A 25,924-nucleotide genomic window follows, 5' to 3' on the forward strand; every position below is an offset into this window, starting at 1 on the left:
ACTTAAACACGGATGGAACCCATGTTTAAGTGTTTTTTTTGTTATGAAATTATTTTGAAAAGGATGTTTTTTTCGCTTGTTCGATAATTTTTTTCGCTACATTCCACCCACTTAAAACAACCATTGGCGATCCACCACCAGGATGCGTACTGCCCCCGACAAAGTAAAGATTTTGAATATCACGGCTTGCGTTTGGCGGACGTAAAAAAGCGTCTTTTTTTCTGTTCGATGACGGACCATACAAAGCGCCACGGAACGAACCAAATTTCTCGCGAATAAAAGCAGGTGTGAAAATTTTTTCTTCTACTAAATGACTTCGAATATCAATATCGTAACTTAACAGAAAGTCATAAATCCGTTCTTTATATGACTCAGGATCAATTTGAAGATGTCCTTCTTTAGTCAACGCCGGAGCATTAACCAAAATAAACAAATTGTCACCATCGGGTGAGATGGCTGGGTCTGTATAGGATGAATTGCTGATGTAAACTGTTGGTTCATTGCTATATGTAGATGTCTCGAATAACTCGTTAAATTCTTTTTTATAATCCGATGAGAAAAAAACGTTGTGATGTTTTAGCGCTCCGAGTTTTTTCGTTAAGCCAGCCGTTATCACAAACGCTGATATAGAAGGTTCAAAAGCTGCTATTTTTTTATCCGATAAAGAAGGACGGGCTTTTTCTTCGACTAAATCTGGAAAAACCGATAACAAATCTCCATTTAAAATTACTTTGTCAGCTGCAATAGATGTCCCGTCTTGGAGTTCGATACCTATCGCTTTGCCCTTTTCTGTAATAATTCTAGTAACTGCTGTATTCAAATGCAATTGAGCTCCAGCTTTTTTTGCCACAGCAGCAAAAGCTTCAGCGATTTTTGTGTTTCCACCTTTTGTATAGTAAACACCATCGACCAACTCTAAATAGGCAATCATGGAAAACGTAGCGGGAGCCTGATAAGGGGATGAGCCGATGTATGTCGCGTACCGATCAAATGCTTGAACCAAGAAAGGGTTTGTGAAATAGCGCTGGAAAAAATGATGCATAGATTCTGCGGGCCGCACTTGAAAAAGTGCGAAACCGAGAGATGGTGACAAGTAATCGCGCCAAGATTGAAAAGTTACTGGGAAGAAATAACGTTCAGATAGTTTATACAAGCGGCTAATTTCGTTTATGAAAGTTGGATAATTCACTGCCGCTTGAGAATCAATTGTTTGAAGCTGAGAAATCATATGCTGCTGATTGTTTGTAAAGTCAAAAATACTGCCGTCGGGAAAGTGATTGCGTGTATGCGCTTCTAAAGGGATAAAGTCTAAATAGTCTTGTGGATTTTCTCCAGTTTGAGAAATAATTTTAGTGAAAACTTCCGGCATTGTAATGGTATTTGGACCAAAATCAAAATGATGATTTCCAAGTTGAACAGGCATCAGTTTTCCGCCGAAGTGGTCATTTCTTTCAAATAGTTCTACGTCAAACCCTGCATGGGCAAGCGTCACAGCAGAAGCCAGTCCACCTAATCCGCCGCCAACGATGACAATTTTTTTCATGAATAATGCCTTCCTTTCCATGAATAAGCTTGTTTTTTAAAGGATTTTCGCATAGATTGTGTCAGTACGGCCAGCATCGCTAAAGCTTGCAATGGAATGAAAAATGCCAAGTACCAGCGTTGGTTGGTTACCATATCAATGTACCAGCGCTGGGCTACTGTCAGTGCATATGGAACCACCCACATATACATTCCACTGATTACCCCGTAGATTGCAAGAAAAGGCGGAAGGATGTAGAAAATAGAGTAGAAAAGAATAAGCAACAAAGCCATAAAAGGGGAGCGACCAATCCCGGCGTAACTATTTTTCAAAAACCCTTCCCATACTTCTGCGTTAGTATCGTACATTCGGCATTTCACAGACATTGTGATGTTTGCCAGTACGACCTTATAGCCATGCTCTTTTATTTCCCTGGCAATATGAACATCTTCAACTAAGGAATCGTATACTGTTGCATGTCCACCCATCTTCTGGTAACTAGTTGATTCAAACATCATCCACATCCCATTAGCAGCAGTAGCTGCTTTGAATTTGGTGTGATTGGCTAGAAAAATAGGCAGATGAAATAGTACTAAAAAATGCAACATCGGAACGAGAAGTTTACTGAAAAAAGGCAACACATCAAAAGCCGGAAATCCCGTTAACAATTGCGCTTTTTTTCGTTGAAGCAACGCAAGTGATTGCTCGATTGCTTTTGGACGGAAACGAACGTCAGCATCTACAAATAATAAATAATCTCCTGAAGCTTCCTGTTGTAATTGATGACAAGCATGAACCTTGCCAACCCACCCTTTGGGAAGTTCTTTGCCCATGATAATTTTGAAACGGGAATCTCCTGCAATTTCTCGAGTAAGGACCTGTTGTGTACCATCAGTTGATTGATCGTTTAAAATGATAAATTCTGAATGACGATAAGTAGAGTTTTTTAATGATTTTATTAACGTAGCGACATTTCGTTCTTCGTTTCGCATAGGGACCAGGACAGAAACTAACGGTTCAGTGGTAAGTTTTGGGTGTTTTGGCAAGGAAGGCAGAAACAGGCGATTAATAATAATCCAGATTAAAAAAAATACGTGGATTCCGATATAAAGAATCATGATCAACTTCTCCTTTTTCCAAGAGACTGAAAAGCTTCGCTGTTTTCGCTAATAACTGTGCTTTTTAAAAGGTCGAGTTGTTGTGTGCAAAGTTGCTGAAGATATAAGGTTTTTTCTTTTCGTGTCATATGCGCAATTTCTTCGTTCGAAACCGCCGCATACTGGCGAATCCAAAGGTCAGGTTTTTGTTGATGTCCGAAAGAATAGTAGAAGCTAATCGGTATTACAGGCACTTCTGGACAATTCTCCATCAAATACGCGACACCTGATTGGAAGGCAAGAGGTCTCTTTTCGAGATGGAATTCATCTCCTTGAGGAAAAAGAACAACCGATTTTCCTTGTTTTAATAAAGATTCAGCATATTGAAGTGAAGTCAGTATTTCTTTTGGTTTTTGACGATTAATGGAAAATGCTCCGAGATAGCGGAAATAAGAATGTTTTTTAAGACCTTCTTCGTGCATCATCATATGAATATCGTGATGCCAAATCGTGCGATTTAAATAGAAGAACACGAGCCCGTCCCACCAAGAGCTATGATTGGCGATAAACAATACCGGCTTTTCGGGAATTACTTTTACTCCTTGTCCAAGTAAACGAGAAAAAGAGAATCGAATAAATGGTGTTAAATACAGATTAAAGCCCATTTCAAATAAAGTAGATTTTTTAGCTTTAATCATACGGGTCGCCTCTTCCATGCGATTATAACGATCAAAGTAGTTAATCCTGTAGTCAAGAAAGCGGCTAACAATAAACCACCGATAGATCCGAGCATAACAAACATAGCGATCATCAATACATATAAAAGAACCATCCGTTTTTCAGGTTTTTCGGCAGTGATAACCAGAGATTTCTTTTTCATTAGTAAGTCAATTGCCATATGAAGAACAAAAGCTACTACGAACCAACCAAAAAAGTTAGTCCAAGGAATATCATAATAAAGACCAGTATCTTCCCAAATCCAATATTGTTTAACTTGATAGGCTACCGGATCAATGATCAAATCTATAATAACAGCGCCAATTGCTCCCACTACCGAGTACAAAAAACCGCCAGTAGGAACTGCCCAACGTGCCACCACATGTGTGGTAGCCATAACCATTAACCAAGCAAACCCAATGGCAATAGGCACACCGAATATATTTGGAGCAAAACGCTCTGTGTAATCATAAGAGCCAAACAAAAATCCACTATCTGAACCTGCCCACTCTACGATAAAAGTAGAGAAGAAGATAAAAATACCTAGTATAGATCCACTAATTAAACCAAAGCGGTTAAGGAAATACAAAAAGCCAAGAGTACCAGCTAAAATCAAAAAGAATGCATTTGCCCATTCCAGCCAAGAAGGCAAGAGATCAAATCCAAGAAGTATAATTCCGCAAATATACCAAAAAATAAATAGTTTAAATATCCGATCTTCCCACACAACAACAGCCCCTTAATAAAATGACTTATACAAATATTATACAGGAGTCCGTCTAAAATATGAAAACAAGTGATGCAGGATAGGTCCGTCCTTTAGTTTCTAGGTTTAAATTGGATAAAAAAGGGGATAGTGTTTTATGGAAATAGCGGATGTAATGTTGTAAAACAGCTTCAATAGAGTAGTTCTCTTGATTTACTCACAGTTTGTTTTTATCTGTTATTTATGCCTAAAACCCTTTAAGAACGGCTATTTATACACATTTATAAATAATCTGTAAAAATAGTTTCTATAGAATTTTCTGTATACTATTGCAGGTTTTCCTGCAAAATAGTATACTTTGAAGAGTAAATGAGTGTGTTCTTCAAGTGGAGGCGTTAAATATGCAGGATTTACTGCGGAGTGTATCGAATTCTTATACAGAATTTAGTTCGGGTCAGAAAAAAGTTAGCAATTTGTTTTTTAAAGAACCTATTTTTTTAGCGTTCTCTACTGCTCTTGAAGTAGGTAAGCGAGTAAATGTCAGTGAATCTACAGTGATTCGATGGACACAAAAACTTGGATACAAGGGATATGCAGAATTCCAACAAGTCGTGCAGCGAAAGTTAGCTGAAGAACGATTGGAAAAAGCAGAGCAGAAACTTCCAGAACCCATCGCTGATCAATCTTTTTTAGAGAATTTACTGGATGCGGATATTTTGAGTATTGTGAAGCTTAAAAAATCGATAAATGAAGAAAAACTTCTTGAAATTGTCGATAGAATTAGTCAAGCAAATCAAATCTATGTTACTGGAAATTTCTTTGATTATGGCATTGCTCACTGGTTCGCCAACTGGTTAAACCTTGTGTTGGGCCATACGGAAACAATGTATCCTTCAACTGGAGAATACTACACGCAACTTGCCAAATTGGAAAAAGGGGATTTAGTAATTGCCTTTGTTTTTCCCCGATACAGCAAACTTGCTATTGATACGCTAAGGAGCGCCAAAGCACAAGGAGCGGAAGTTGTCGTGTTAACTGACTCAGAGGAATCCCCAGCGCTTACTTATGCAGACTACTCGCTAACGGTATCTGTAAACTCGAATTTGAATATCGATTCATACACATCTGTCCATGCGCTTTTAACTTCGATTATGCGGTTCGTTTATGTTAAAGAACATGCAAAGGTAAATGACAATTTGTCAAAAGTAGAAGCGATCTACAAAGATCGAGAGCTTTTTATGTAAGAAGATGTAATACTGGGAATTTCCGAAACGCTTTGGCGGTTTGGTCAATTATAAACGAAAAGGGGAGAGCAAAATGAAAAAGAAATTATCATTTTTAAGCGTAATTTTTTCTGCAGGAATGTTATTAGCAGCTTGTGGAGGAGACGACTCATCTAGTTCGGATGAAGGATCAAACAAAGAAGGCGGAAGCAGTGATTTGAACTTGGTTGAAGAAGGCAAATTCACTACTGCTTCAAGTGGTCTTTATAAGCCGTTCAACTTTACAGAAGGTGGCGACTTAACGGGCTTTGATATTGACATTAGTAACGCACTTTCAGAAGAAATGGGTCTTGAGCCAAATCCAGTTACAACACCTTGGGAAACGATTATTCAAGGTCTAACGACTAATCGTTTCGATGCAATTATCGGATCGATGGCCATTACAGAAGAACGTGAAAAACAGATTTCATTCTCTGATCCATACTATTACTCAGGTGGTGTCATTTTCACTAGAGCTGGAAACACAGAAATCACATCTGAAGCAGATCTTGAAGGCGCAAAAATTGGCGTTGTTGGCCAAAGCACATATGATACGGCAGCACAAAAATACACAGACGATATTCAGTACTACAATAGTGACGTTGTTGCATTGCAGGATTTAGCAATTGAAGGTCGTCTAGACGCGGTTATTACTGCTGACGTAGTAGGTTTTGAAGCAGAGAAAGCTGGACTTGAAATTGAAATGGTCGGCGAACCACTATGGATTGAACAAGCGGCTGTTGCTATTAACAAAGATGACGAAGAACTTTTGGCTGCAGTGAACGAAGCATTAGCTGCAATCGTTGAAAACGGCACATATGACGAAATTTCGAATAAATGGTTCGGCCGTAACCTCCTTGATGTAGATCTTGAAGGAGTCGAAATCCTCAAGTAATCAATTAGGATAGGGAGGAATGGTGTGTATGTTAGAGTTATTTTCAACAGTCTATGAAGTATTCATGCGGACCTATCCAGGATTTCTAAGGGCTACTGTTGTCACGCTTCAATTGACTGCAATTGGTGTTATTTTAGGTACAGTAATTGGTTTAGTTTTCGCTTTGATGAAAATTTCAGGATCGAAAATTCTACAAGGAATCGCAAATGTGTATATCACGGTTATCCGTGGTACACCGCTAATCGTTCAAATTATGTTCTTGTATTTCGGGATTGTAGAAATTTATACAATGGACAATTTTTGGGCAGGTGCAATTGCTTTAGGTATTCATAACGGGGCATATATTGCGGAGATTTTCCGTGGCGCTATTCAAGGCGTTGACCCTGGTCAACGTGAAGCAAGTATGTCGCTTGGTATGAACCGGAAACAAACGATGCAACGTATCGTCTTTCCACAAGCGTTGCGTCGCTCGATTCCACCACTTGGCAACCAGTTCATCATTACGTTAAAAGATTCATCACTAGTTTATATTATCGGGGTATCGGAAATTTTCGCACTCGCGAACCGTGAAGCAGCGCAGTCTTTCCAACCTTTTGAATCATTCTTAGTTGTTGCACTGTATTACTTGGTACTCGTAATGATCTTTACGTATCTATTGCGTTGGTACGAAAATAAACTCGATGTCGATAAAGCCTAAGGAGGAACTAACATGATTATTGGAGAAAACATTCATAAATCCTTTGGTGACCTCGAGGTGCTGAAAGGCGTAGACCTTCATGTTAAGCCTCAGGAAGTGGTTGTGCTAGTTGGAGTCAGTGGCTCCGGTAAAAGCACACTTCTCAGATGCTTTAACTTTCTTGAAATGATCAATGAAGGAAAAATTACCATTGATGGTCATACGGTAAATCCGAAAAAAGATAATTTAACAAACATACGTGCCGAAGTCGGCATGGTGTTCCAACATTTCAACTTATTTCCTCATAAGACGGTATTGGAAAATGTAATCGAAGCACCAATTACCGTTAAAAAGATGAAAAAGGAAAAAGCGAAAGCTTTAGGAATGGAATTATTGAAAAAAGTAGGTTTGGAAGATAAAGCACATGTCTATCCAAGCAAATTATCAGGCGGGCAAAAACAACGCGTCGCTATTGCGAGGTCTCTTGCAATGGAACCAAAGGTTATGTTATTTGATGAGCCAACTTCGGCATTGGATCCAGAACTAGTTGGCGAGGTGCTTCAAGTTATGAAGCAACTAGCCGAAGAAGGCATGACAATGGTAGTCGTCACTCATGAGATGAAATTTGCTAAAGAAGTAGCGGATCGCATTATCATGATTGATAAAGGGACGATTATTGAATCGGCAGATCCAAAAAATTTCTTCGAAAACCCGCAAAACGAACGAACAAAACAATTTATACAATTGGTGGAATAACCGAGGTAAAAATGGGTTAATATTCCTAATTGAAACAGGAAAGAGTCAGTTCATTAGAACTGACTCTTTCCTTCTTTTAGGAATTGACGTTTGCTCTCCTTTAAAACGGTTAAGGTATAGTATGAGATAACTAGAGGAGGCAGAAGGGATGAGAATCGAAGAAATCATGACAACAGATGTCGAAACGTGTATGCCTGAATCAACGCTTCAGGAAGTTGCCTCGATTATGCGTGAAATAAATGTAGGTGCGATTCCCATCTGTGAAAAAGGTCGTTTAATTGGGATCGTTACAGATCGAGATATTGTTATCCGAGGGCTAGCTGAAAAATTACCGAGTGATACCGCCATTGCGGAAATCTTGTCAGAAGAAGTCATTACAGGTACAACCGATTTAAGCGCTGAACAGGCGGCTGAATTAATGACTACACACAAAATTCGCAGACTCCCTATTGTCGAGAACGATCGCATGATCGGCATCATCTCTTGGTGTGATTTAGCTATAACTAAAGACTCGATAACGCATCAGGAGGAAGACGCTATTATTAAAAGCTCTAAACTAGAGGAGCCCGAGTCGTGAGAAGCTGATTCTTCAAAGAATCAGCTTTTTGTTTTACAGTATAATCATATTTATAGCTAACTGTCATTAGCAAGACAAGCTTTAAGTAAAGTATAAAACAAAAGGAATTTGATAAAAAACCGTCCAGGGAGTATAGTAAAGTGAAAATCAGTCAATAAAGGAGATGCATATGGCCAGAGCAACCAGAAAAATTGAGATTCTTCATGCGGCATCAAAAATCGTCAGTGATCGTGGTATTTTTAATTTGACATTAGAAGCAGTTGCGATTGAAGCAGGAGTTAGTAAAGGTGGATTGCTTTATCATTTTCCATCTAAAGAAGCGTTAGTTAAAGGAATGGTAGATCATTTAGCTGCGAATTACCGTGATAAAATTGCTGCTTCTGTAGAAGAGTCCACAGAAGAACATGGCAAATGGATTAGTTCATACGCAGATGTGACATTTAATAATCCTTATCCAAACAAAGAGATGCATGCGGGCTTATTAGCTGCAAAAGCTGTGAATTCGGATTTACTAGATCCGATTCGAGATCTTTACAACGAATGGCAAGCGGCAATTGAAGATGATGGAATTGATCCTATAAAAGCAACGGTTATCCGTTTGGCGACAGATGGAATTTGGCTATCCGAGCTTTTTGATATTCATCATTTAGGAGAAGATAAGAAAAAAGAAATCTATTTGAAACTGAAAAACTGGATAAATGAGTAAGTAGAAGGCGTGTCATTTAATAAAATGGCACGTCTTTTTTATTTTTTTTGGGAATCATCTGAAGTCAGTGAGGGTGTGGTCTAAAGGAGGTATGCGCTGAATATTCAGGCCATTTATACAGAAAATCGCCTTGAAGGAAAACCGTCTGGATGGTACAGTTTAAAACATAGAAAAACAATTTACTTGTTTATATGGGATAAAAAGTGATTCCAAAAAGCAAATGTCTAAAAATAGCAGGAGAGATTCTATGACACAAAAAGTTTTATTAACTGCAGCTGTAACAGGAGCTGGAGACACGGTTGACAAGAACAAACACGTTCCTGTCACTCCAAAAGAGATTGCAGATTCGGCAATCGAATCGGCAAAAGCTGGTGCAACGGTTGCACATGTTCATGCGCGTGATCCTAAAACAGGTGGTATTAGCCATAACTTAGATCATTACAAAGAAATTATCGAACGTATTCGTGAATCTGAAACTGATGTAATTATTAACATTACATCAGGAGGTGGGGGAGACTTTATCCCTAACCTTTCAAATCCAGCGACTGGTGGAGAAGGAACAGATATGCAAACGCCTAACGAAAGGCATGAGCCGGTCGGCAGTCTGCTTCCTGAAATGTGTACGCTAGATTGTGGGAGTGTCAACTTCGGCGATATGGTTTACATGAGTCCAACTGAATGGTTACGTGAACAAGCAAGACTGATACAAGAAAGTGGTGTAAAGCCTGAACTAGAATGTTTTGATACGGGACATCTTCGTTTTGCAAAACAATTGATCACTGAAGGCTTAATCGATGGCGATCCAATGTTTCAATTCTGTTTAGGTATCCCGTGGGGAGCTGAAGCGGATGAGGAAACGATGTTGTATATGAAAAATCGTCTGCCAGAAAACGCTCATTGGTCCGCGTTTGGTATTGGTCGGATGCAAATGCCGATTGTAGAGATGGCTGCACAGCATGGCGGAAACGTCCGTGTGGGACTTGAAGACAATCTGTATTTAGGAAAAGGCGTTTTTGCACGTAATGACCAACTTGTTGATCAAGCTGTGACCAAATTACACGCATCAAATGTGGAAATAATGACACCTCAGGAAGCACGTATTCACTTTAACTTGCGAAACCCTTACGGAGGTGGACAATAATGAACGAACATGTGCAGCAGTTTAAAAAAATCTCCGTAGTTGGAACGGGCGTAATCGGAAACGGCTGGATAGCACGCTTTCTAGCTCAAGGTTTTGATGTAGTTGCATTCGATCCTGCAGAAGGCGCACAAGAACGAACGCAAAAAGCGTTAGATCAAGCATGGCCATCCCTAGAGAAGATTGGGTTGGCAGAAGGCGCAGATCGAAACCGTTTGATTTTTGTATCAACGATTGAAGAAGCCGTTTGTGATGCTGATTTAATCCAAGAAAACGTACCTGAACGAGAAGACTTGAAAAAATCTGTCCTAGCAAGCATTGATACATATGCGAAAGTAGATGCGATTATTGGATCGAGTACATCAGGAATCATGCCAAGCGTTTTACAAGAAGGATTAAAATACCCTGAACGGTTGATTGTAGCTCATCCATTTAACCCGGTATATATTTTGCCACTAGTTGAACTAGTAGCAGGCAGTAAGACGGATGCGAATATTGTAAATCGTGCTAAAAATTTCTACGCAAGCGTGGGAATGAAACCATTAATCATCCAAAAAGAAATTGAAGGTCACTTGGCTGATCGGTTGATGGAAGCGCTATGGCGTGAAGCATTGCACCTTGTAAATGATGGAGTTGCTACTACAGAAGAAGTAGACGCTGCTATTGTTTACGGAGCAGGTCTTCGTTGGGCTCAAATGGGTCCATTCCTCACATTCCACCTTGCTGGCGGTGAAAAAGGAATGCGTCATATGCTTGAGCAATTTGGCCCGGCATTAAAACTGCCTTGGACCAAGCTTGAAGCGCCTGAGCTAACAGATGAACTAAAAGAGAAAGTGATTAAAGGTTGTGAAAGTCATGCAAATGACACCACAATTGCTGAATTAGAAAACAAACGTAATGCTTTCTTAGTCGAACTACTGGATTTGGTCGAATCTTATTGGCCAGAAACAACAGCAGCCAAGTAATTAGTAGTTGTGAAGACCATGTAGAAAGGAGATGAGTTGTGTGGTGGAATCATCTTTTCTATACGAAGAAAAGGTTCAAAGTGATTGGGTTGATTACAATGGCCACATGAATGATGCGGCCTATGCTAAAGTATTCAGCCAAGCAACAGATTGTTTTATCGATTTTTTAGGATTGACTGAAGATGCTCGAAATCAGCTCGATTACACTATCTTTACTCTTGAAACGCATTTATGTTACTTGAAAGAAGTACACGAACATGACAACTTGGCGATTGAAGTAAGGTTGTTAGATAGTGATGCAAAAAGATTGCATACCTTTCTTTCAATGACCAACTCAGCTGGTGAGCTAGTCGCCACAAGTGAACAAATGTGGATGGGAATGGATTCAGCTCAAGGAAAACCAGCACCATTTCCACAAACAATAGCTGCAATAATAGAGAGACTTACTATAGAACATAAAGAGTTGCCGATACCAAAACAAGCAGGTAAAAAAATCGGTTTTCGTTGATTATCTGTAACAAAATAATGAGGAGCATGTCGATGAATAAGATTGAAGTGAATAACTTAACAAAAATTTTCGGCTCTAATCCCCAACAAGGATTGAAAAGACTTCTGAACGGTGATCAAAAAGAAGATATTTTAGCTGAAACTGGCATGACGGTAGGCGTTAATAAAGCTTCATTTTCAGTAGAAGCCGGCGAGTTTTTTGTCATTATGGGATTGTCAGGAAGCGGTAAATCCACATTAATCCGTTTAGTAAATAGATTAATTGAGCCGACTTCAGGTGAAGTCCTTATTGATGGCCAAAATATTGTTGAAATGGGCAAAAACGAATTAATTGAAACTAGACGAAAAAAACTAGGCATGGTATTTCAACAGTTTGGATTATTTCCGCATCGCACGGTTTTACAAAACGTTGCTTACGGTCTTGAAATTCAAGGCGTCAAAAAAGAAGAACGTAATAGTCGTGCACAAAAGTCGATAGAAGATGTTGGCTTACAAGGATACGAACAAAGTTATCCAAAAGAATTGAGTGGCGGAATGCAGCAACGTGTTGGGTTAGCGCGTGCACTTGCCAATGATTCGGATATTCTTTTGATGGATGAGGCATTTAGTGCACTAGATCCATTAATTCGTAAAGAAATGCAAGATGAATTGCTGAATCTACAGAACAAATTAGGGAAAACGATTTTGTTCATTACACATGATTTGGATGAAGCATTGAAATTAGGAGACCGTATCGCCATTATGAAAAACGGTGAAATTGTTCAAGTAGGAACAGCCGATGAAATATTGGAAAACCCTGCAAATGAATATGTTTCGAACTTTGTTAAAGATGTCGATCGCTCGAAAGTGCTTATGGCTTCTCATGTTATGAAAAAGCCAGCAGTCCATATGATGGATAAGAGTGGTGCGTTGGCAGCTGTTCGCAAAATGGAAGATGCAGGAGCTTCAAGTATCTTTGTAGTAGACAAAGAAAACAACTTCAAAGGATTACTAACAATTGATAATGCCATCAATGCTTATAAAAAAGAGCTGGCAATTGACACGGTATTAATAGAAGATATTCATGAAATTTCTCCAGATACCCCTTTAAATGACCTCTTTGGTGTGGCTGTCGAAGCGAAATATCCACTGGCAGTAGTTGAGAATGGTAAATTACTTGGAATTGTATCACGGGTTTCTATTCTTTCCGGCTTAGTCTTAGGGAAAGAAGAGGTGGCTACTTCATGAATTATTTCACATTACCCATTGAAGAATGGACAAATCGATTTGTAGATGATTGGCTGTTGCCAGTTACAGGTGATTTTTTTGACAGCATTAGTGACAACCTTCGAACATTTGTTGATGGAGTAACCAATTTGTTGATTGTAGCTCCTCCTGAATTACTTGTATTAATTCTTGTATTAATTGCTTGGAAATTTTCGGGCAAAGGACTGGCGTTATTTGCATTGTTAGGTAGCTTATACCTAGGGTCTGTTGGATTGTGGGAAGCAGCGATGCAAACAGTAGCGATAGTCATCGTTTCTACGTTAATATCAGTCATTATTGGTATTCCAGTTGGGATATTAGCGGCAACCAATAAAACGATGGCGAGCATTATTCGACCAATTTTGGACTTTATGCAAACATTGCCAAGTTTTGTTTATTTAATACCAGCGATTTTATTATTCGGACTCGGGAATGTTCCTGCAGTTATCGCGACTTTTGTTTTCGCTACACCACCAGCGGTTCGCATGACAACACTTGGAATTCTTCAAGTTCCAGCAGACGTAGTGGAAGCATCAAAAGCTTTCGGATCAACAAAATGGCAGTTACTTTATAAAGTTCAATTGCCACTGGCCATGCCTTCTATTATGGCCGGTATTAACCAAACAATGATGCTTGCCTTATCAATGGCAGTTATTGCATCGATGATTGGAGCGCCAGGGCTAGGCTCGGTAGTTCTTGAAGGGATATCTACTGTAAATGTTGGACTTGGTCTAACAGGCGGTTTAGGTATTGTTGTTTTAGCGATTGTGATGGATCGAATCACTCAAGGGCTAGTTCGAAATAAATAAAAAATAAAGGGGAAATAAATGATGAAAAAATTATTATTTTTAGCAATGATTGCATTGCTAGCAGCAGTTTTAGTAGCATGTGGTTCTGATAACGAAGAAGCAAGTGGAGAGGCTGAAGGTGCTGAACAAAAAACAATCACTTTTGGTGTAACACCATGGACGAGTACTGTACCACCAACTAAAGTTGCTGGTTTAATCTTAAAAGACATGGGTTATGAAGTAATTGAAACAAGTGCTGACGCAGGAAGTGTTTATACTGGATTGTCTCGTGGTGATCTTGATGTATTCATGGATGCATGGGTACCGATACATCAAACATACCTGGATAAATATGAAGACAATATTTCAAGTATTTCAGTAAGCTATCCGGATGGAGAAACAGGCTGGACAGTTCCGACTTACATGGAAGACATCAATTCAGTTGAAGACATAAAAGGTCGTGAAGATGAATTTGGAAATGAGTTTTATGGAATTGAAGCTGGCGCAGGGGCTACAATTGAAAGTAACGAAATTCTTGAAGCGTATGATTTTGATATGACGCAAGTAAACTCTTCAGAGGGCGGTATGCTCGCTCAAGCTCAAAAAATGATGGCTGACGAAGAACCAGTCGTCTTTTATGGCTGGAGACCACACACTATGTTCAATAAGTTCGATTTGAAAGTTTTAACGAATGAAAAAGGATTTTTTGAAACTTCTTCAGTTGAAGTAATCACAAACAACGAATTAAAAGAAAATGCACCAGAAGCTTATGAATTCTTAAGTAACTGGAGTATTTCAATTGACGACGTGGAAAATATGATTGTGAAAATCGAAGATGGTGGAGATCCTGAAAAAGTTGCACAAGAATGGATTGACAACAACCAAGATAAAGTAGATGAAATGTTAGGTAAGTAAAATGTGAAAAGTGTATTTCTCCTTGTTTATTCAAAGAGAAATACACTTTTTTTTGATGGAAACGGGTATAGCATTGATATAACAGGAAAGAGGTGTTTGAATGGAATTGATAGAGACTCCCTATCTACTGGGTGAGAAAAGTAAGCATGTTCAAAAAGCATTAAGCTTTGAAAAAACCAAAGTTGTAAATATACAGTTACAAGCTGGAGAAAATATTCCAGAACACGATTCAGTAACAGATGTTCTTATTATAGTGCGCAGTGGAAGAGTTTCGTTTGTTGTAGAAGACCAGGTTGTTGAAGTGACGCCTGAAAAAATTCTTCACATGCAGCCAAAAGAAAAACATAGTTTAACAGCAACAGAAGCAAGTGATTTACTCGTTCTACAGATTATGCCATAAGAAAAGCTCACGCATCGATAGCGTGAGCTTTTTGTTTAGTGTCTACTTTGCAGAATGTCGGAGCTCCACGGGCGCTTTCACTTTTCTATTCACCATTCAAAGTTTTCTGGGTATTCGGCTTTTATGGAAATTTCGTGTATCGGCTTTTTGTGTGGAGAGGCAGCGGCGATTACTTGGTTGCGAAATGCTGTGTAATCTTGATCTTGTACCGCGATTTTCATTGCGATAGTCGATAGGCTTTGTTCGCGCTGTTTTTTAGTCATGCCGATGTATTTCAAGTTTAATAGGTCTACGTATTGGATTGCGTAATCGTTTACTGAACCGGGATGGTTGAAGGCTTGTAGGACTGCATCAAATTCTTCTTCGGGTACATGACCTTGTAAACAGTCAAGAACCAGTGATTGAAAACGAAGAATCGTTGGTATGTGAACATCCCAAAACGGGAATTCTTTATCTTTTTGGTAGAAGTTAACGAAATCTTTTAGAGCGATCGCCGCATAAATTACTTCTGGCCACAACACCTCAGTAGAAAAGTAGATGTTTTTATCCGGAGCGATTAACTCGTGCTGTTTCATCGTATGTTCATGAAGTCCATTAAAAACAAAGTCCACGTTGCGGTCGCCTTGAGCTGCACACCGGATTTCATGGGAAATACTAAGGATTCTCATTCTAGAACCTTCGTAGCCATAATACTGGTCTTCTTGTCCAATCATTTTATAGATGGCTAGGTTCAACTCATCTAAATCAAAATAATCGCCGCTAATTTTAACACCTGTATGGTTTGGTGTGCTTTTCATGGCTAACATATCAAATTCCTCCTCAGCGTTTTGGTGTGTAATTGAGTTGGGTGAACAGTTCTGTCCGCTCAGCATCGGTCAAATCGCGCCATTCACCAACAGGTAAATCTTCTAAAAAGATATTTATAATGCGGACTCGTTGTAAACTCCGAACCTCGTAGCCAAGCGCTGTACACATGCGGCGGATTTGGCGATTTAAACCTTGACGTAAGGTTAGTTTAAAGGTGTAGCTAGACAACTTTTCAGCTTTTGCTGGAAGTGTTTTTGTATCGAGAATTTCGACACCTTGTTCCATTTTTGATATAAAGGATTCGGTGATCGGCATATCTACTTTAACGATGTATTCTTTCTCATGTTCATTTTCAACACGTAAAATTTCGTTGACGATATCCCCGTCATTAGTCAATAGAATAAGCCCTTCTGAATCTTTATCCAAGCGTCCTATATGAAAAATACGTTCGGGGTGGTTAACGAAATCGACAATATTTCCTTCTATATGACGTTCTGTCGTACTCGTGATGCCTACCGGTTTATTTAACGCCAAGTAAACGTATTGTTGCTTTGGTTGTTCGATAACTTTGCCATCAACTTTTACTTCATCATTAGATTCCACTTTGCTTCCAAGTTCGGCAAGGTTGCCATTAATAGTCACACGACCTGCTTCGATAAACTTATCAGCTCCGCGGCGGGAGGTAATTCCTGTCTCACTTAAAAACTTATTGATTCGCATAATAAATTCCTTTCACTACCTTATTTCCTAGTCTCGCTCTCATTATACATGAACAAAGGAGATGAATAAAAAAAATAGTGTTTTACAGTTGCAATTTTTAGATTAGTTTGACAATATAGAAGGGGAGCTGTTATTAATACGCCAAGGGGTAAATGCAAAAATGAAAGCGCGTACATAACGGTAAAATGATCAAAGGGGAGAGATAAGAATGGTCTATGCAGTACCTAACACAGAAGGTTCAAAAGTAAATTTTAAAGATAAGTATGAGAATTTTATAAATGGAGAATGGAAAGCGCCCGTTAAAGGTCAGTACTTTGATAACGTTTCACCAGTTACGGGTAAAAAGTTTACTGAAATTGCGCGCTCAACTGCTGAAGATGTAGAACTAGCGCTTGATGCCGCACATGCTGCTAAAGATGCATGGGGCAAAACTTCAGTTACTGAACGTGCAAATGCACTCTTGAAAATTGCAGATCGTATGGAGCAAAACTTAGAAATGTTAGCTGTTGCCGAAACGTGGGATAACGGCAAAGCGGTACGTGAGACATTAAATGCCGATTTACCACTGGCAATCGATCATTTCCGTTACTTTGCTGGAGCTATTCGCGCACAAGAAGGTTCTTTGAGCCAAATTGATAATGATACAGTAGCGTATCATTTCCATGAGCCGCTTGGTGTTGTTGGTCAAATTATTCCGTGGAACTTCCCTATTTTAATGGCCGTTTGGAAACTCGCGCCAGCACTAGCTGCAGGTAACTGTGTTGTATTAAAACCAGCTGAGCAAACTCCGGCAAGTATTCTTGTTCTAGCCGAATTAATTGGCGATATTTTACCTCCAGGAGTGTTAAATATCGTGAACGGCTTTGGCCTTGAAACAGGGAAACCGCTTGCTTCAAGTCCGCGTATTAGCAAAATTGCATTTACAGGTGAAACAACTACTGGTCGTATGATCATGCAGTATGCATCACAAAACCTAATCCCAGTTACATTAGAATTGGGTGGGAAATCGCCGAACATCTTCTTTAAAGATGTCATGGACGAAGACGATGCTTTCCTTGACAAAGCAGTTGAAGGTTTTGTTATGTTCGCATTAAACCAAGGTGAAGTATGTACATGTCCATCCCGTGCATTGATCCAAGAAGATATTTATGACGAGTTTATGGAGCGTGTTTTAAAGCGTGTAGCAGCTATTAAACTTGGAAATCCGCTTGATCCAGAAACGATGATGGGAGCACAAGCTTCTACAGAACAAATGGAGAAAATTCAATCTTACTTGGATATCGGTAAACAAGAAGGCGCTGAAGTTCTTGCAGGCGGCGATCGCAACCATTTAGAAGGCGATTTAGCAGAAGGTTACTATATCCAGCCGACCGTTTTTAAAGGACATAATAAGATGCGTGTATTCCAAGAAGAAATTTTTGGCCCAGTTGTTTCTGTAACAACTTTTAAAACGAAAGAAGAAGCGCTTGAAATCGCTAACGATACGTTATATGGTCTAGGTTCTGGAATTTGGACACGTGATACGAATACAGCTTATCGCTTCGGACGCGGCATTCAGGCTGGACGCGTATGGACAAACTGTTACCACCAGTACCCAGCTCACGCAGCATTTGGCGGATACAAAATGTCTGGATTTGGTCGTGAAAATCATCTTATGATGCTTAACCACTACCAACAGACAAAAAATATGCTAGTTAGTTACAACGAGAACAAGCAAGGATTCTTTTGATTCTATGTAGTCTAAAGGCTACCAGAAAGTAGGGATAGCAATGGTCGAACGCGTAATTGCGACAGATGCTGCTATTGAACTGATTGAATTGCTGAAGGAAAAGCATGGTCCGGTCATGTTCCATCAATCCGGAGGTTGCTGTGATGGTAGCTCCCCCATGTGTTATCCGAAAGGCGACTTATTTGTCGGAGATCAAGACATTTTAATGGGAGTTATCGGTGACAGTGAATTCTATATGCATAAAAACCAATTTGATTACTGGAGCCATACTCAGCTGATCATTGATGTCGTGCCAGGACGCGGTGGAATGTTTTCGTTAGAAGGAGTCGAAGGCAAACGGTTTTTAACAAGATCTAGAGCTTTCACCTCTGAAGAAAATAAAGAATTGCAACAACAAGCTTAAACGAACCCGGATGCAAATGCATCCGGGTTTTTTAATATTTCTTATTGGATAAAAAGCGATAGAAACCTTTATACAACAAGGGTTGATGATAGAAAAAAAGTCGTGGAAATGGTATACTTTCTACATGAAAGGTGGTCATCACGTTGACGAATTTAGCAAACCGAGTTTCCCATGAACAAGCCAATCATGCGATTTCCTATGCTTCACATTCTTTGGTCACCGAAGGATTTGATGTGACAAGTGAGGATGAGAACTTCGTTCGATCGGTATTAACTGGTGAACGGACGGAAGCACAATTCCATCAGGCCATCAAAAGGAAGTTTAATGTCTAAGTACCAACATACTTCAATGTATTGTTATCCGGGCACTGATGTATTGATCAATTTGTTTGATGTGGAAGATGAAGAAAAGCTGAAAGAACTGGAAAAAGTCTATTCTTTGTTTCGTCTTGCAGAACTGCGGTTACAAAAACCGACAGATCCCTTAGATGTTAAATCTTACTTGGCCATTCATCAATATATTCTTCAAGATGTCTATCCGTTTGCTGGAGAATTGCGAAAAGAAATGATTTCCAAAGGTTCTTCTTCTTTTGCTCATCCGAAACACATTGAAACACAGTTGCTTAAAATTTTTAATGAATTAAAAGCTGAGAATTACTTGAAAAAATTGCCTCGAGACCAGCTTGTTGTCCGACTAGCTTATTTTCTGTCGGAACTAAATGCTTTGCATCCGTTTCGAGAAGGTAATGGACGTAGTATTCGTGAATTTGCTCGTCAGTTGCTACAAAATGCGGGTTATCAGTTAGAGTGGGGAAAAGTACGGGAACCTGCAGAGATTATTAATGCTTTTGTTGACTCGTTTAACAAGGGGAATGATCGTTTAGAAAGGCTATTATCCGAAATTATTACGCCATGAAAAACGCCAGCTGCTCAAAGAGTGCTGGCATTTTCTATGTTTTATGTTGTAGGGTTTTCTTTAAGCCATTCAATGCCAAATTCGACAAGCTCTTTCATGTCGACGATTCGAGTTTCGGCTTGACCCAAAACGCCTTTAGAAATAACACCAGGAAAAGCTTTAGCGATTTCCGGGAAGCGCTCTGAATCCATATCGATACAGTCGTATGTTTGCCAAACTCGTTCTCCATCACGTATCATGGCGGCACCTTGCGGGGAAGTAGAGCGACTTTCTTGAACAAACTCGGCATAGTGAAGAGCTGTACACGAATCAAAGTCGACACCAATAAAAAGGATTTTGACTTTGGCTTGCAGCATTTTTGCGAGTGGTGATCTTTCTCCGAAAGAATCGTCAATCGGCTGTTCGCTCATCCAGTCTTTGGCATGGATACCCCATGCCATGAAAGAATGAGAAGGGTGTGGGCTTCGAATGGTCGCTGGATGGCGATGAAAGCATTCCGCAATTTTTCCCATACCCCGGAGTCCGCTTAAGTGGGGATCAAAAGCAGGAAGGTGCTCGCGAATCGATTGATGCCAATTCTCGGGGACCGGAGGCTGCATCCAGTAAACGGGGTCTGAGTTGTCCGCAGACTGAGCGGGCATAATTATCGTGCCTGCTTCTGTAATAGTTTCCATTAAGGCTTCAACGACTGCTTGAGCGCCTCCAGCGATCCAACCCATTGACTTTAATGATGCGTGAACCATTATTTGGTCTCCAGTGACGATGCCCAGTTCTTGAAGTTGATGTTTTAATGTTGTTTTTGATTGAAATTCAGGCGTGTTTAAAATATTCAATAACTCTGACATAAAGTATTCCTCCTCATTTCAATATATTATAAAGGAAAGGCTACTGTTTTGGGGAAACTTCCAATAACACAGCTATAATAGAAAGGACTGATGACAATGGAAGCAAAACCGATGAAAGAATCGAGAACCATTCAAACAAAGCTTGTTCTTCCTCCTGATACCAATCACATGAATTCTATTTTTGGGGGAAAAGTTTTAGCATACATCGATGAAATCGCAGGCATTACAGCGATGAAACACGCACGCCGTCAAGTTGTTGTAACGGCATCAATTGATTCAGTGGATTTTTTATCTTCAGCTAAAGTTGGAGATGTATTGGAGCTCGAAGCAAATGTTACTTCAACGGGGCGCACTTCGATGGAAGTTTATGTTCGAGTAAAATCAAAAAACCTTCAAACAGGTGATGAAAAACTAACGACAGAATCATTCTTGACGATGGTTGCAATGGGAGACGATGGTAAGCCAACTCCAGTTCCTCCTGTGCTGCCGGAGTCCGTAGGCGAAAAACTCTTTTTTGATACGGCACCCGCAAGACGAGAATATCGAAAATTGCGCGTAAAGCCACCTAGACCATAAGAAAAAGTGCATGGCTAAAATCCATGCACTTCAGACTGCAGACAAAAGAGGTATTGGTAGAACTTAATCCAATACCTCTTCCCTTATATGTAAATCTTGATAGTCTTAGATATGCTTAACTGACATAGACACTAGCGATGGCGCGTCCACGGGGTAGACGAAGCAAGAAGACAGGTGGTTTTCCTGGCTTCTTGCGGGAGTCATCCCCAAAGCGACCAGCGCGGTTTTATGGCGCCATACACTGTGCAGAAGGACTTGGCCTACAGCCTAAAGGTACATGGAATAAAATCTATGTACCTTTTTCTTATATTAATTAAATTATGTCTCGTTAATATCTACCTCTGAGTTAACATGCTTTAAAGCATTGCCCGTTTCACTACTAATAACCGATAAACTCCCGTCAGTTTCTAGGATGACTGCTTTTACTTTTTCGGTAGATCCAAATCCTGTATTGCGAATGGCCTGAAGAATCTCCATTTCCTTGATTCGTTCTTTTCGCATGGAACTTCTTAAAAAATTACCATCTAAATACAAGAGACGCGGTTCGGACTTGATCAAGTTGTTAAACCAATTGAAATGAAGAGAAAAAAGAGTCATCAAATATTGCAATAAAATGAGCAATCCAAATGCTGTCATTCCTTCAAGTAGGCTTATGCTATTGTTAAGTAATATGGTCGCGAGTGTCGAACCTAAAGCAACGGTCACGACCAAGTCAAAGGCATTCAATTTTGTTAAAGTTCTTTTACCTGAAACACGAAGTAAAATAACGAGGCCCACATAAGCTAAAAAACCAACTGTGATGATGCGTATAAAACTACTAAGTGTGATTTCAAACATATTCTTCCTCCTTTTTATCGTTTTTAATAAAATTATCCACATGTTGATAACTTTCCTTTATGCAATAAAATTAACAAAATTCTAAAAACTTATCCACATAGCACACAAAAATTAGCGGTTTACTGTGTATAAGATGATGGAAATAGAGAATTTTACTTATAGATCCCGTTTTTTAACGTTTTTTCTTTCTTCTTTTATATTTCCCTATAAAGTTATCAACAAACAAAAAAAAGAGTAGCCAGGGCTACTCTTTTTGCTGTTATCTCCACAAAAGCGGAAATATTCTATAGCGTATGTTTTTATTTTTTGGCTAACAATTCTTCAAAATAAGCGCTGAATTCTTTAGAGCGTTTCAAGATTGTGCTTGAAGATACACCGAATTTTTCACTTAAGTCTTTTGAAGATAGCATAGGACCTTTCACCAATTCGTGATCCTGTAAGAATCTCCAGTATCCTGCAACAAGTGCTTCAGGTTTTTGGACAGTTGGTTGCTGGCTTACAAGATAGCTATTTAAAATACTCGTAATATTGCTAACCGTTTCTTCATCAAAATCAGCTTTCTCGATATGCTTATCAAGTTCAGCCATGACAGAGTCATGCTCTGGAGAAAGCTGGATGCTTTCTTCTACACTGCCGGTTGAATACTTAACGATTTGTTCAACAATTGTTAAGTAGTTATCGCGCAAGTAGCTTTCATCTTGTGAAGCATTTTCAGCAGCGATTTGTGCTTTCAATTGTTCGAAGAATGGAGTGAATTCTCCTACAACCGTTAAATAGCCATTCAAGAATAGAACGCCTTTTTCCCCCACGCGTGAATCTGGAAGTAAGATTGCTAATAAGCCTTGTCCGTTTTCCATATCAGTTGGTGGCTGGTCAGCCATTTCAAGCGTTTCGCCTGTCAGAACGTCTGTAAACTGAGCCTTCTCAGTGTCACCTTTAACGTATTGACCAAGGAATACTTTTACGTCTTTCCAATTTTCGAGTACTTCTTTCGTTGTTGGACGTTGAGCAAGATCAATTTGTTTTTCTAGAAACTCTTCCCATAGTTCAGGTTTTTTCATGAACAGGAAATTCTCAATAACAAATGCTTGTGCATCGTTTTCAGCCATTGATTTCATCAAATGTGGCTGCCATTCTTGTTGCAATTCACGGAATTCAGTAATATGTGTCTGATTTGGGTTTTCCGAGAAGAACTGTTGACGTACTTTGAATAGTTCCTCATTCACCAAATCATTGATAGATACAGTTTCTTGTTTTCCGTGACATTTTTTGTATTTCTTGCCACTGCCGCATGGGCATGGATCATTTCTTCCTACCATTCTAATCACCTACATTTTTTATTGAGTGTAACATAAAATTGCGAAGGGCTCAAAAGTCTGACGATTCAGACGCTAGTAAGCTATATAGATAGTAAAAATTGGAACCGCCATTATACGTTGGAAAGCAACGTTAAAAGCCTTGAAGTTAGTTGATTCTGTAAGCATAAAACCAAGCAGTAGGCACCAGCCATAAGGAGTATTATAATAAAAGATATAAAGTAGTAGGAGGAGACAATGTGTATAAAGATCCTGTAAAAGAATCTATATCTTGGATGCGGGTCATCGTTTTGACGGTACTTATTGTCTTACTATCACGGCATTTTCTGTTTGAGCCAGTAGCCGTCCATGGGGAATCGATGATGCCTACGTTTGAAGAAAATGATAAAGTTGTGCTAGCTAAAATTTACTCAATCGAAAATTTTGATATGATTGTTTTTACTGCACCAAATGGCGTTAATTTTATAAAAAGAGTAATTGGTGTTCCAGGAGACGTTATTTCCATGCAAGATGACCAATTATATATAAATGGAAAAGCTAAGGTCGAGCCTTATCTGGAAAAAAATTTAAAAGCGGCAAAACAAATGGGAATGTTGCGATTGACTGAGGATTTTAAAGAATTTACTGTGCCAGCGGAATCTTATTTTGTGTTAGGAGATAATCGCTTGAACAGTACCGATTCCCGAGTTTTAGGGTTTATTTCAGAAAAGAGTGTTGTGGGAGAAGTGAAAGTGCGAATTTCACCACTAGAACATGTAGGCTTTGTCGAATAACACTAAAGCATTTATCGGGTTAATAGCAAAAGACAGCTTCTCGTTTATAAGGAAGCTGTCTTTTGCTATTTAAAATAACTCTAGTTTCTCGATCCGTTTGATTGCTTCGACAATACGGCTCTCATCAACCAGTAATCCGACACGGACAAAGCCTTCTCCGCCATCACCGAACCCACTGCCAGCAGCTACTGCAATATCTGCTTTTTCAAGTAGGAAATCAGCAAATTCGATACTCGTAAAACCTTTTGGGATTGGTAACCAAGCAAAGAATGAACCTTGTGGAGCTGTTATTTCCCAACCAATACGTGCACATTCTGCCACGAGTACATTTCTGCGTTTTTCATAGAGATTTACTAGATCATCAACGCATTGCTGATCAGCGTTTAATGCTTCTGCTGCAGCAAGTTGAACCGCTGGGAATAATCCGGCAAATAAATGATCTTGAATTAAGTTTAAGGCTTCAATCATTTTGGAATGTCCGACAGCAAACCCAATACGCCAGCCAGCCATATTGTAAGTTTTCGATAATGTATACATTTCAATACCGACTTCTTTTGCTCCCTCAGACTGTAAAAAGCTAACCGGTTTTTTTCCTTCAAAACCAACAGCACCGTAAGCAAAGTCATGAACGACGGCAATGTTATTTTCTTTTGCAAAAGCGACGGTTTCATCAAAAAACTCTTTGCTCGCTACTGCTCCAGTTGGATTGTTCGGGTAGTTTAAGTACATTAATTTTGCGCGAGAGCGAACAGTTTCAGGTAACTCATCGTAGTTTGGTAAATATCCTTTTTCCGGATCTAATGTCATTAGTTCAAAATCAATATCTGCTAATGGAGCACCTGATAAATAATCAGGGTAACCTGGATTTGGTAGCAATAAAAGATCTTCTGAATTCAGCAATGCTAATGGCAACTCAACAAGCCCAATTTTTGTTCCGCACATAACGGCCACTTCTAAATCGGGATCGATATCTACGTTATACTCGCGTTTATAGAAATCAGCTGCTGCTTGCCGCAAAGTTGATATTCCGCGGAAAGGTGAATACTTATGCGTTTTTGGATCGGTCACTGCAGTTTGTAATGCTTTAACGATATGGTCAGGTGTAGGCTGATCAGGATTGCCTTGACCAAGGTTAATCACATCGCGCCCTTCAGCGATAGCTTGGCTCGTTTTAGCAACGAGTAGAGCAAAAAATTGAGTCGGTAAATTTTGCAAGCGATTTGAAAAGTCCATGGAATTCTCCTTATTTTCGAAATAATTGCACTTCTACTCCGAATCTTATAGAATTTAGAGGAGCTTGTCTACTGGAGGAGAGAATATGAAAATTGCATGTGTTCAGATGGATATTGTATTTGGGGAACCAGAAAAAAACTATCAGCAGGTATTGAACTATTTAACTGAAGCCGCTGACAACGGGGCAGATACGATTGTTTTGCCTGAAATGTGGAATACTGGTTATGCACTAACAGAGCTTAACACGTTAGCAGACAATACAAACCGGACAGTGGAGATGTTGAAAAACTTCGCAAAAGAAAAATCGGTAAACATTGTTGGGGGTTCTGTTTCAACAGAGAAAAATAATGGCTTTTACAATACGATGTATGTCGTCAATAAAAAAGGTGAGCTTGTTTCTGAATACGATAAAGCACATCGTTTTGGATTGATGGATGAACATATTCATTTAGAAGAAGGAGATACTCTAGGTACATTTAAATTGGATAACGTTGTTTATGGCGGTGTTATTTGCTATGATATCCGTTTTCCTGAGTGGATTCGTGCACAAGCATTAAATGATGCAAAGCTTATTTTCGTGTCTGCAGAATGGCCAGAACCAAGAATTGATCATTGGCGTACGTTGCTTCAAGCTCGTGCGATTGAAAACCAATGCTTTATCGTTGGAGTTAACCGCATTGGCAGTGATCCGAACAACGTGTTTGGTGGAAGCACCATGGTAATTGCTCCTTGGGGAGAAATTCGTTTGGACATGAAAAAAGAAGAAGGCATAGGGTATGTGGAAATTGATTTACAAGAAGTAGAAGAAGTTCGTAAACGAATCCCGGTCTTTGACGATCGTCGTGAAAAATTATACGAAACATTCAAAATTTGATTGACACCCTGAAAGTATGTCTGT

The 25,924-nt window shown here is 39.4% G+C and carries 30 protein-coding genes; 20 read left to right on the top strand and 10 right to left on the bottom strand.

Annotated features, from left to right (window positions below):
- Nucleotides 1-49: 49 nt before the first annotated feature.
- From MLE13_RS06285 to MLE13_RS06300, 4 genes are read right to left on the bottom strand one after another with little or no spacing between them, the layout of a single operon-like run.
- Complete coding sequence (locus MLE13_RS06285; protein WP_240748700.1) at nt 50-1,543, bottom strand: phytoene desaturase family protein; 1,494 nt, start codon at nt 1,541-1,543, stop codon at nt 50-52.
- Nucleotides 1,540-2,640 (bottom strand): glycosyltransferase, encoded by a 1,101-nt coding sequence (locus tag MLE13_RS06290; protein ID WP_240748702.1) that lies wholly within the window; start codon nt 2,638-2,640, stop codon nt 1,540-1,542. Before MLE13_RS06290 ends, MLE13_RS06285 begins: the two co-directional genes overlap by 4 nt.
- Nucleotides 2,641-2,642: 2 nt before the next feature.
- Nucleotides 2,643-3,317, bottom strand: a complete 675-nt coding sequence (locus MLE13_RS06295; protein ID WP_240748704.1) for a lysophospholipid acyltransferase family protein — start codon at nt 3,315-3,317, stop codon at nt 2,643-2,645.
- Nucleotides 3,314-4,063 (bottom strand): carotenoid biosynthesis protein, encoded by a 750-nt coding sequence (locus MLE13_RS06300; protein WP_240748706.1) that lies wholly within the window; start codon nt 4,061-4,063, stop codon nt 3,314-3,316. The genes MLE13_RS06295 and MLE13_RS06300 overlap by 4 nt, the downstream gene beginning before the upstream one ends.
- Nucleotides 4,064-4,443: 380 nt before the next feature.
- Between MLE13_RS06300 and MLE13_RS06305 the strand changes: the two genes are divergently transcribed.
- From MLE13_RS06305 to MLE13_RS06365, 13 genes are all read left to right on the top strand, one after another.
- Nucleotides 4,444-5,286: a MurR/RpiR family transcriptional regulator gene (locus MLE13_RS06305; protein WP_240748708.1), complete on the top strand. Its 843-nt coding sequence runs from the start codon at nt 4,444-4,446 to the stop codon at nt 5,284-5,286.
- A 73-nt stretch (nt 5,287-5,359) separates the two neighbouring features.
- On the top strand, nt 5,360-6,199 hold the full coding sequence (locus MLE13_RS06310; protein WP_240748710.1) for a transporter substrate-binding domain-containing protein: 840 nt from the start codon (nt 5,360-5,362) through the stop codon (nt 6,197-6,199).
- Nucleotides 6,200-6,227: 28 nt separating this feature from the next.
- A complete protein-coding gene (locus tag MLE13_RS06315; protein WP_240748712.1) occupies nt 6,228-6,896 on the top strand; it encodes an amino acid ABC transporter permease in 669 nt (222 codons plus the stop codon).
- A 12-nt stretch (nt 6,897-6,908) separates the two neighbouring features.
- Nucleotides 6,909-7,631, top strand: coding sequence for an amino acid ABC transporter ATP-binding protein (locus MLE13_RS06320; RefSeq protein ID WP_008498335.1), 723 nt, complete (start codon nt 6,909-6,911; stop codon nt 7,629-7,631).
- Between the two features lie 148 nt (nt 7,632-7,779).
- Nucleotides 7,780-8,208, top strand: coding sequence for a CBS domain-containing protein (locus tag MLE13_RS06325; RefSeq protein ID WP_240748714.1), 429 nt, complete (start codon nt 7,780-7,782; stop codon nt 8,206-8,208).
- A gap of 169 nt (nt 8,209-8,377) precedes the next feature.
- Entirely contained in the window at nt 8,378-8,914 is a 537-nt protein-coding gene (locus MLE13_RS06330; protein WP_240748716.1) for a TetR/AcrR family transcriptional regulator, read from the top strand.
- A gap of 247 nt (nt 8,915-9,161) precedes the next feature.
- A complete protein-coding gene (locus MLE13_RS06335; RefSeq protein ID WP_240748718.1) occupies nt 9,162-10,055 on the top strand; it encodes a 3-keto-5-aminohexanoate cleavage protein in 894 nt (297 codons plus the stop codon).
- Nucleotides 10,055-11,017 (top strand): 3-hydroxyacyl-CoA dehydrogenase NAD-binding domain-containing protein, encoded by a 963-nt coding sequence (locus MLE13_RS06340; RefSeq protein ID WP_240748719.1) that lies wholly within the window; start codon nt 10,055-10,057, stop codon nt 11,015-11,017. Before MLE13_RS06335 ends, MLE13_RS06340 begins: the two co-directional genes overlap by 1 nt.
- Before the next feature lie 31 nt (nt 11,018-11,048).
- Entirely contained in the window at nt 11,049-11,525 is a 477-nt protein-coding gene (locus MLE13_RS06345) for a thioesterase family protein (protein WP_240748721.1), read from the top strand.
- 32 nt (nt 11,526-11,557) lie between these two features.
- A complete protein-coding gene (locus MLE13_RS06350; protein WP_240748723.1) occupies nt 11,558-12,751 on the top strand; it encodes a quaternary amine ABC transporter ATP-binding protein in 1,194 nt (397 codons plus the stop codon).
- On the top strand, nt 12,748-13,578 hold the full coding sequence (locus tag MLE13_RS06355) for an ABC transporter permease (protein WP_008498341.1): 831 nt from the start codon (nt 12,748-12,750) through the stop codon (nt 13,576-13,578). The genes MLE13_RS06350 and MLE13_RS06355 overlap by 4 nt, the downstream gene beginning before the upstream one ends.
- Nucleotides 13,579-13,599: 21 nt before the next feature.
- Complete coding sequence (locus tag MLE13_RS06360) at nt 13,600-14,472, top strand: glycine betaine ABC transporter substrate-binding protein (protein ID WP_240748725.1); 873 nt, start codon at nt 13,600-13,602, stop codon at nt 14,470-14,472.
- Between the two features lie 100 nt (nt 14,473-14,572).
- Nucleotides 14,573-14,872, top strand: coding sequence for a hypothetical protein (locus MLE13_RS06365; protein WP_240748727.1), 300 nt, complete (start codon nt 14,573-14,575; stop codon nt 14,870-14,872).
- Between the two features lie 89 nt (nt 14,873-14,961).
- Here MLE13_RS06365 and MLE13_RS06370 read toward each other — a convergent pair whose 3' ends face one another.
- Entirely contained in the window at nt 14,962-15,678 is a 717-nt protein-coding gene (locus tag MLE13_RS06370) for a DUF6904 family protein (protein WP_240748729.1), read from the bottom strand.
- A gap of 13 nt (nt 15,679-15,691) precedes the next feature.
- Nucleotides 15,692-16,399: a pseudouridine synthase gene (locus MLE13_RS06375; RefSeq protein WP_240748731.1), complete on the bottom strand. Its 708-nt coding sequence runs from the start codon at nt 16,397-16,399 to the stop codon at nt 15,692-15,694.
- Nucleotides 16,400-16,607: 208 nt separating this feature from the next.
- On the opposite strand from MLE13_RS06375, the gene adh reads away from it, so the two are divergent.
- The 4 genes from adh to MLE13_RS06395 all read left to right on the top strand — a co-directional run bounded on the left by adh (nt 16,608) and on the right by MLE13_RS06395 (nt 19,446).
- Nucleotides 16,608-18,128 (top strand): aldehyde dehydrogenase, encoded by a 1,521-nt coding sequence (adh, locus tag MLE13_RS06380; protein WP_240748733.1) that lies wholly within the window; start codon nt 16,608-16,610, stop codon nt 18,126-18,128.
- A gap of 40 nt (nt 18,129-18,168) precedes the next feature.
- Nucleotides 18,169-18,531: a DUF779 domain-containing protein gene (locus tag MLE13_RS06385; RefSeq protein WP_008498347.1), complete on the top strand. Its 363-nt coding sequence runs from the start codon at nt 18,169-18,171 to the stop codon at nt 18,529-18,531.
- A gap of 143 nt (nt 18,532-18,674) precedes the next feature.
- Nucleotides 18,675-18,863 carry a hypothetical protein gene (locus tag MLE13_RS06390; protein WP_008432057.1) on the top strand — a complete coding sequence of 63 codons (189 nt, stop codon included), beginning with the start codon at nt 18,675-18,677 and terminating at the stop codon, nt 18,861-18,863.
- On the top strand, nt 18,856-19,446 hold the full coding sequence (locus tag MLE13_RS06395) for a Fic/DOC family protein (RefSeq protein WP_240748735.1): 591 nt from the start codon (nt 18,856-18,858) through the stop codon (nt 19,444-19,446). The genes MLE13_RS06390 and MLE13_RS06395 overlap by 8 nt, the downstream gene beginning before the upstream one ends.
- 41 nt (nt 19,447-19,487) lie before the next feature.
- Here the strand turns inward: MLE13_RS06395 and MLE13_RS06400 are convergent, their stop codons facing one another.
- Nucleotides 19,488-20,291, bottom strand: a complete 804-nt coding sequence (locus tag MLE13_RS06400; RefSeq protein ID WP_240748736.1) for an aminoglycoside N(3)-acetyltransferase — start codon at nt 20,289-20,291, stop codon at nt 19,488-19,490.
- A 96-nt stretch (nt 20,292-20,387) separates the two neighbouring features.
- On the opposite strand from MLE13_RS06400, the gene MLE13_RS06405 reads away from it, so the two are divergent.
- Nucleotides 20,388-20,867: an acyl-CoA thioesterase gene (locus MLE13_RS06405; protein WP_240748737.1), complete on the top strand. Its 480-nt coding sequence runs from the start codon at nt 20,388-20,390 to the stop codon at nt 20,865-20,867.
- A gap of 318 nt (nt 20,868-21,185) precedes the next feature.
- On the opposite strand, the gene MLE13_RS06410 is transcribed toward MLE13_RS06405, so the two are convergent.
- Complete coding sequence (locus tag MLE13_RS06410; protein ID WP_240748738.1) at nt 21,186-21,704, bottom strand: DUF421 domain-containing protein; 519 nt, start codon at nt 21,702-21,704, stop codon at nt 21,186-21,188.
- 299 nt (nt 21,705-22,003) lie between these two features.
- The gene (locus MLE13_RS06415; RefSeq protein WP_240748740.1) at nt 22,004-23,023 is read right to left on the bottom strand and encodes an SEC-C metal-binding domain-containing protein; all 1,020 of its coding nucleotides are present in this window, start codon (nt 23,021-23,023) and stop codon (nt 22,004-22,006) included.
- A gap of 236 nt (nt 23,024-23,259) precedes the next feature.
- Between MLE13_RS06415 and lepB the strand changes: the two genes are divergently transcribed.
- Nucleotides 23,260-23,793: a signal peptidase I gene (gene lepB / locus MLE13_RS06420; protein WP_240748742.1), complete on the top strand. Its 534-nt coding sequence runs from the start codon at nt 23,260-23,262 to the stop codon at nt 23,791-23,793.
- Between the two features lie 69 nt (nt 23,794-23,862).
- Here lepB and MLE13_RS06425 read toward each other — a convergent pair whose 3' ends face one another.
- Entirely contained in the window at nt 23,863-25,026 is a 1,164-nt protein-coding gene (locus MLE13_RS06425) for a pyridoxal phosphate-dependent aminotransferase (RefSeq protein ID WP_240748744.1), read from the bottom strand.
- A gap of 85 nt (nt 25,027-25,111) precedes the next feature.
- Here MLE13_RS06425 and MLE13_RS06430 point away from each other — a divergent pair, with 85 nt between their 5' ends.
- Complete coding sequence (locus tag MLE13_RS06430) at nt 25,112-25,900, top strand: carbon-nitrogen family hydrolase (protein WP_240748746.1); 789 nt, start codon at nt 25,112-25,114, stop codon at nt 25,898-25,900.
- The last annotated feature ends 24 nt before the right edge of the window (nt 25,901-25,924 follow it).

The organism is Planococcus halocryophilus (assembly GCF_022489025.1).
GTDB classification, from domain to species: domain Bacteria; phylum Bacillota; class Bacilli; order Bacillales_A; family Planococcaceae; genus Planococcus; species Planococcus halocryophilus_A.